Origin of the sequence: Microcoleus sp. BR0-C5, assembly GCF_036705045.1 — a bacterium.
Taxonomy (GTDB): Bacteria; Cyanobacteriota; Cyanobacteriia; order Cyanobacteriales; family Microcoleaceae; genus Microcoleus.
The window spans coordinates 47,841-55,233 of sequence record NZ_JAUBTR010000046.1 but is presented as its reverse complement, the minus strand read 5'-3'; the positions used below and the strand labels follow the sequence as shown (position 1 = coordinate 55,233).

Genomic DNA, 7,393 nt, shown 5'->3' with positions numbered 1-7,393 from the left:
ACGGAGAGGAATTCTTGAAGTTTGTGCAAGAAGAACTGGCACCGAAATTGTGGTCATGAGCGGTAGTAGTAATGGATGATCTGAGAGTACATAAGGTAGAAGGGGTGTCAGAAATGATCGAGGCAGTGGGAGCAAGAGTAAGCTGCTACGCATTTAAATTGCATCCAGAAACGGGCAGGATGCCCGTTCCACAATTGTAGACAAATTGACTGTCAAATTAGATGCACAACAGCTTAGTGTATTTATCACGCCAACTCACCAGAATTTAATCCAATAGAACATTTATGGTGGGAACTAAAGGCATTGCTCAGGAGATTCATACCTAAAAGTGTACAAATAGTGGAAAAACTCTTGGATTTGGGAGTGAAATTATGTTCAAGTAAGCCAATCAGAAATTATTTTGCTCACTGCTGTTACTGTACCTCTTAGTCACGCAAAGTGCTGTATTATAATTATGTGTTAAACCTGAAACAGCCAACAGATAACAGCAGTGCCATTACCTATCTACCACATCACCCCCATTGACAATCTAGAATCTATTATTTCTGAAGGTGGATTGTTAGCTTACAACGTTATGCTTGAGACAGGAACTAACTACACTAATATCTCCTAGGAAAATATCCAAGATCGTCGCGCTAGAATCCGCGTTCCCTGCGGTGCAGGTGGCGTACTGCACGATTATGTTCCCTTTTATTTTGCACCGCGCTCTCCGATGTTATACACCATTAATCAGGGCAATGTACCAAACTATATTCAAGGTCAAGCAACAGTTATTCACCTAGTTTCTGATGTAGAAGATATATATGCTAGAGGTTTAGATTTTGTTTTTACTGACGGTCATGCAGTCATGGGATTCACCGATTTTTTTGACGACCTCAACTATCTAGGTGCGATCGACTGGAAGGTGATGGAATCCCATTACTGGAACGACACAAACGAAGATAACGACAGAAAGCGCAGGCGTCAAGCCGAGTTCTTAGTTCGCAACTTTTTCCCTTGGGAGTTAATCACAGAAATCGGCGTCATCAATTATACAATCAAAGCAAAAACAGAAAATATTTTACAAAAATTTACGCATAAACCCTCCGTAATTGTGCAGAAAAATTGGTATTATAATAAATAAAAACAGGGAAGTAAAAGTGATTGAAATCAAGGAAGGCAACCTTTTATAAGCAGATGCAGAAGCCATAGTCAACACAGTTAATTGTGTGGGAGTTATGGGCAAAGGAATTGCCTTGCAGTTCAAGCAGGCATATCCCGAAAACTTCCGCCAGTATGAAAAGGCTTGTCGCGCCGGTGAAGTGCAGCCGGGCCGAATGTTTGTAGTATCTTCTGGCAATCTATTTAATCCCCGATACATTATTAATTTTCCGACTAAACGTCACTGGAGAGGCAAATCAAAAATCGAAGATATTAAAACAGGACTAAAAGCTTTGATTCAGGAAGTAAAGCAATTAGGCATCACTTCTATTGCCGTTCCTCCGCTAGGCTGCGGAAATGGTGGCTTGTCTTGGAAGACAGTCAAACCGCTAATTGAATCAGCTTTTTCGGAACTGCCAAATGTGCAAGTTTTGCTGTTTGAACCCCAGGCTACTCCGCAAGCTGATTCAATGCGGATTGCTACCGAAAAATCCCAAATGACTCGCGCTCGTGCCTTATTTATTAGCTTGCTCGAATTGTACGGAATTCCTGGCTATCGCTTGACAATGCTGGAAATTCAAAAGCTAGCTTATTTTCTTCAGGTAGCAGGTGAACCACTAAAATTGCAGTATGTGAAAGAAAAGTACGGGCCTTATGCAAATAATCTCAATCATGTTTTGCAGAAGCTGGAAGGCCATTATATTCGAGGTTATGGAGACAGAAGCCGAGAGGCACAAATCTATGTGTTGTCTGAAGGTAAAATAGCCGCGCGGGATTTTTTACAAAATGCTGCTGACGCTAATGTTAGACTAGAGCGTGTGAGCGGGTTAATTAATGGTTTTGAAACTCCTTACGGCATGGAACTGTTGGCTACTGTTCACTGGGTTGCTAGGGAAAATAGGGAAGCAGCAGAGGATTGCGAAAGAGCGATCGAACTTGTACGCGAATGGAACATTCGCAAGAACGAACTATTTAAGCCTCAACATATTCGCAAAGCGTGGCAGCGGCTTCGCGAGCAGAGTTGGTTTTTTTAGGATACCTTCTGCCTTCTGACTAATGCTGACTGAGGACTAATTGTTACGATCGAGGTCTTCCGAGACTTGTAATATAAAGCACAGCCTCACCCGCAGGAATACCGAGAACGTCATTGACGCGATCGTCAAAAAAGCCCCCGATACCGCTGACACCCAAACGCAGTTGCATAGCTGCTAAATTCAACCGCTGGCCCAAATGACCCGCGTCCATGTGCAAGTAGCGGTAAACTCGATCGCCATATTTTGCTACAGCCCTGTTCAAATCCGCCGTGTGAAACAACAGCGCCCCCGCATCTCTGCCCAAGTCTTGCCCCAAACACAAAAAATGCAGTTCCCTGCGGAAATTTTTAAACCGAATTTGCCGCAATTCTTGAGCTTTCGGAGCGTAATAGTAACAGCCTTCTTCTAACCCATTCACTCCCGAAACAGCAATAAAAGTCTCGATTAAACTTAGATCAAAATAGTCGGGAGAACCGTCTAATCCTTGGTCGATATAGTGCTGGGGCTGGTAAGTAAAATCGAGCATAGCTAGCAATTCGCCCAAGCTCAAAGAAGCACCTGTATAAGCACGAGTCGAACGCCGTTTAAGCATAGTGTTTTCTAAAGTTTCCAGGTTCACTCCCCAAGGAATCGAAGGAGTGACCGTCGAAACTTTAGTACAAAATGGAAAGTTGTATTTATCCTCTAATTCCCCTTCACTTTCATCAAGTTTCCAGCCATCCGCTCCGGTAGGGTCTGATTCTAAATGCGTGGCTTTGTGGAGGTATTTTAACAGTTGACCTTCGGAAATTTTCGGGTAATCTGTGGTGGTGTTTCCGGGCAAAGCTGTTTTAAATTTAGGCAAGTTTTGGTCAATATCTAGCAAGTCGGCTAAAGCAACTACACAAATCGCTCCTTCTTGCTCCGAGTCGATGTACAGTAATTCATTGACAGCTTCGTCGGCGAATCCTCCAATCAGGTGAGGTCGGTAATCGTTGACGGCGCAAGCTAACTCGATATTACTCAATAAATGGCCGGTGTCTAGAAAAATTCGCCGATAAGCTCGGTCTTCGTAACGCCAAGAAGAACGGAAAAAAACAGTGGTAATGGCGATCGCCAATTGGGTATTTTCTAGCGCGGGCGACTGGAAACAAGCTGCTTGCAATGTCGGCCAAACTTGACTGTCCCAAAAATGAACAAGTGAATGAGTTCTGCACTGATAGTTGTAGAGTCCGGGTGGCAACTGGGCAGTGCCACGGGAAATTAAATAAACCTCTGCTGGGTAGAGTCCACCCGCCGACGGTGCAGATCGCAAATAGAGGTAGCTGTCGTCTACCGTCTGCACTTTCGCCGTCAACCCGTAGCTGCACAGCAACAAGCTAGATAACCGATGCCACCAAGCGGCATCGGGATCGGCATCGGCATCCTCCGAGGGATCTTTTAGATAAGGCTTGAGGTCAAAATACGCTCCAATTTTATATTCTTTGAAAGGCACAGGTTGCTCTGTCCAATCTAGCTGTTTGCTTTTGGCCGCAATGGTTTCAGGGTCGTATTTTGTCCGTTCGTGGTAGTGCTGAGCAATGGAGAGAGGAAGTTCTGGCATATTTCAGTAGAGGATTCGCTGTGGTTTCTCGATCGATCTTGACATTACTAACCGCTTACTGGTCGAGCAAGGCAAAAATTTACAAATATAAAAAAAATCTTAGAAAAAATGAGATCGTTGTTACACAAGCTTAACATAAAACAATGCCTAAGTATAAATACACAGAATAATAACCATTAATTACTGTTATGGATTGGCTGCAGTAGCTGTCGTCATGAGGAATGAAAATGCAAAAGCTAAGCGCTGAGGAATTGCTTGCTCAGTATGCTGAGGGCCAGCGAAACTTTAACGCCGTTGACTTAAGTGAAGATAACTTGTTTCAAGCAGATTTGACAGAAATAAATCTTTCGGGTAGCGTTCTCAGGCGAGCTTATTTGCCCTACGGAAATTTGACTCAAGCCAATCTTTATAAAACTGATTTGCAAGAGGCTGAATTGGGCGACATTCAACTTTATCAAGCTAACTTGTCGGAAGCAACTTTATCAAGAGCCAACTTATCAAGAGCAAATTTGCGTCACGCCAATTTGCAAGGTGCTAATTTGCAGAAAGCCAATTTGCAAGGTGCAGATTTGTACAATGCAGATTTGACGAATGCCGATTTGAGATATGCGGATTTGAGCCGAGCTAATTTGGAGAAAGCAAAGTTAAGTAAAGCTCAATTAGCGGGCTGCAACTTATTTCGATCGCGCTTGGTTGATTTGTCGGAAGCCGAGTGCGATCGCACTACTATCGGGCCCGAAGGCTATTGATGACTTGCATCGGCTAGTCTAGGGCGTAGGGCGATCGGCTTAATTAGGAATGAGAATTAAATAACTTAGAATTTTGATGGCTCTTGTGGGATGGGCGTCCCGCCCGTCCAGAAAGGGCGGGCGGGACGCCCAACCCACTTTCAAGAGTGTAAATTATTTAATTCGCGATCCTTAGTCGTGAAGCGTAAGCTGTTCTACACTTAAATTGTGTGTTAAAAAACAATTCCCCGTCTTGTGGGGTGGGGTGGGCGTCCCGCCCGCCCTGAATATACAATTTAAATGCGCGACAGCGTAGCTATCCCCTAGGGAATCGCCATTTTTAAAATTTCTTAACATTTCTCGACACGCCGGAAAATGTGAGTTACAGTCGTAGAGAACTTATCCCTCCGCAACATTGACAATAAATAACACATTTTTCCAGCGGAAAACAGGCTAAAATTTATGAATTCTCCTGACAACAAATCCAGAGAACTCCGGCGCAAAGAACAAGAACTGCGGAAGCGAGAACAAGAAATTCGGCTCCGCGAACTAGAATCCGAAATCGACCGCTCCGTGCCAGAACATCTAACAAGCAAGTACCAAGAACCAGACAGCCAAGTTAACGGCAAACTCAAACAGTGGCGCCGAAAAATTATAGCAGCGGCTCAATTTACAGGCATTGTCATTGCTGTTGTCGTTGCAGTTCGCATAGCATCTTGGCTGGCAGCCGCCCTGATAGTTGGAGGCATTGCTTGGATCGCTTACAAAATGTTTATTGAAGAAGAGAGAAGTTGAAAAGCTCAAGCAGGAAACTATCAGGAAACACCCATGAACCTTAAAGTAGAAACTAGCAACTTTCTCAACGATTTAGAGCGAGTAGCCGCCGTGCGCCGAGAAATTGCCACTCGCCTCAGCAACATCGCCACAGCCATCAACCAATCAGAATTAGCAGGAGGAGAAGCATCGGGAAAACTCGGTTTAGAAACAGACAACGCCGACATTGATATCGCTAGTAAAAACTTGCGCCAAGGAGTCTTTCGCCTGCTAGTGCTAGGCGACATGAAACGCGGGAAAAGCACTTTTCTCAATGCGTTAATCGGCGAAAACTTACTGCCCAGCGATGTAAATCCCTGTACAGCTTTGCTGACGATTTTGCGCTACGGTTCAGAAAAAAAAGTTACCGTTTATTTCAATGACGGCAAAAGCCCAAAACAGCTAGATTTTAAAAGTTTTAAACAGAACTACACAATTGACCCCGCTGAGGCAAAACGCTTAGAAGAAGAAAAGAAACCAGCATTTCCAGATATCGATTGCGCCGTAGTAGAATATCCCTTACCTTTGCTGGAAAAAGGCATAGAAATAGTAGACAGTCCCGGACTGAACGATACAGAAGCCCGTAACGAATTATCTCTTGGTTACATCAACAACTGCCACGCTATTTTGTTTGTACTCAGGGCAACTCAGCCTTGCACAATGGGGGAAAGACGCTATCTAGAAAATTACATCAAAGGTCGCGGTTTGAGCATTTTCTTTCTGATTAATGCTTGGGATCAGGTGCGGGAAAGTTTGATAGACCCAGATGATCCTGAAGAATTAGCAGAAGCAGAAGGGAAACTGCGGCGGGTTTTTCAAGCTAATTTGGCTGAATATTGTTTAACAGAAGGACACGATATTTACGACGAGCGAGTGTTTGCAATTACCTCAATTAAGGCGCTCAGGTTGCGGATAAAAAACCCGGATGCGGATTTGGCAGGAACTGGTTTTCCCGAATTCATGGCGGCACTAAATACGTTTTTGACGCAAGAAAGGGCGATTTCGGAATTGCGTCCGGCCAGGACTTTGGCGCGTCAAATTTCTGATCGAGTCCGCGAAGCAGTTGGGCGCCGACTACCATTACTCGATCGCGATGTCAATGAGTTGAAGGAAAAGATTAATTCAGTTGAGCCGGAGTTTAAGAAGCTGACTCAGATTCGCGATGAATTTCAACAAGAAATTATCGAAGTTAGAGATAGTAAATCGCGGGCGATCGCAGATTCTTTCCGTGCCTACGTTCTCAACTTAGAAAATACCTTTGAAACAGATTTCTTACGATATCAACCTGAACTGAGATTTCTGGATTTCTTCAGCCAAGGCAAGCGAGAAGCTTTTGAAGCATCGCTCAAACGAGCATTCGAGCAGTACATCAACGACAAACTAGCAGCTTGGACTCTCACGGCCGAACAAGAAATGAATTCAGCATTTTCGCAGCTATCGAAAAGTGCCGCAAATTACGGAGCATCTTACACGAAAGTGACTGAAAAAATTACCGAAAAACTAACGGGACAAAAAATACCAGCAGCAGTCAGCAACTCGAACGAAGATAACTCGCCAGGTTGGGCAAAATGGGCGATGGGATTGTTCTCGTTAACGACTGGAAATCTGGCAGGTGTAGCAATGGCAGGAGCGGGTTTTGATTGGAAAAATATCCTGCTCAACTTAATCACTGTGTTGAGCGTCAGTACGATTCTTGCTAGTTTGACGGGGATTGTTTTGGGGCCGCTGTACTTGGCTTTATTGGGGATGGGTGTTGGGGTTTTGCAAGCAGACGGAGCTCATAAACAGTTGGTGAAAGCGGCGAAAAAAGAGCTAGTGAAATATCTGCCGCAGGTGGCTCAAGAGCAGTGGCAGCCGATTCATGATGCTGTAAAAGAGTGTTTTGATGTTTACGGGCGGGAAGTGGGCGATCGCATGAATGCTGATATTACTTCTCGGAAATCTGAGTTAGATAATTTGCTGAACCAAAAGGAATCTCGCGAGATTAATTGTCAGGCTGAATCGCAGCGGTTGAAAAAGTTGGAGGCTGATGTTTCTGCCGAGTCGCAGAGTATTGAATCGCTATATCAAGCTTTCTTAGCATCCGCTAAATGAAA

The 7,393-nt window shown here is 44.3% G+C and carries 4 protein-coding genes and 2 pseudogenes; 5 read left to right on the top strand and 1 reads right to left on the bottom strand.

The window, feature by feature from the left end; translation table 11 throughout:
- Positions 1 to 490: 490 nt before the first annotated feature.
- Positions 491 to 1,123, top strand: a pseudogene (gene darT, locus QUB08_RS20740) (type II toxin-antitoxin system toxin DNA ADP-ribosyl transferase DarT).
- 61 nt (positions 1,124 to 1,184) lie between these two features.
- Positions 1,185 to 2,174, top strand: a pseudogene (gene darG / locus QUB08_RS20735) (type II toxin-antitoxin system antitoxin DNA ADP-ribosyl glycohydrolase DarG); the annotation flags it as partial.
- A gap of 43 nt (positions 2,175 to 2,217) precedes the next feature.
- Here the strand turns inward: darG and QUB08_RS20730 are convergent.
- The gene (locus QUB08_RS20730) at positions 2,218 to 3,756 is read right to left on the bottom strand and encodes a SagB/ThcOx family dehydrogenase (RefSeq protein ID WP_333226659.1); all 1,539 of its coding nucleotides are present in this window, start codon (positions 3,754 to 3,756) and stop codon (positions 2,218 to 2,220) included.
- Positions 3,757 to 3,983: 227 nt separating this feature from the next.
- On the opposite strand from QUB08_RS20730, the gene QUB08_RS20725 reads away from it, so the two are divergent.
- The 3 genes from QUB08_RS20725 to QUB08_RS20715 all read left to right on the top strand — a co-directional run bounded on the left by QUB08_RS20725 (position 3,984) and on the right by QUB08_RS20715 (position 7,391).
- Entirely contained in the window at positions 3,984 to 4,505 is a 522-nt protein-coding gene (locus tag QUB08_RS20725; protein WP_333149996.1) for a pentapeptide repeat-containing protein, read from the top strand.
- A 441-nt stretch (positions 4,506 to 4,946) separates the two neighbouring features.
- Entirely contained in the window at positions 4,947 to 5,279 is a 333-nt protein-coding gene (locus QUB08_RS20720) for a hypothetical protein (RefSeq protein ID WP_333226657.1), read from the top strand.
- A gap of 33 nt (positions 5,280 to 5,312) precedes the next feature.
- Complete coding sequence (locus QUB08_RS20715) at positions 5,313 to 7,391, top strand: dynamin family protein (RefSeq protein WP_333226655.1); 2,079 nt, start codon at positions 5,313 to 5,315, stop codon at positions 7,389 to 7,391.
- Positions 7,392 to 7,393: the final 2 nt, after the last annotated feature.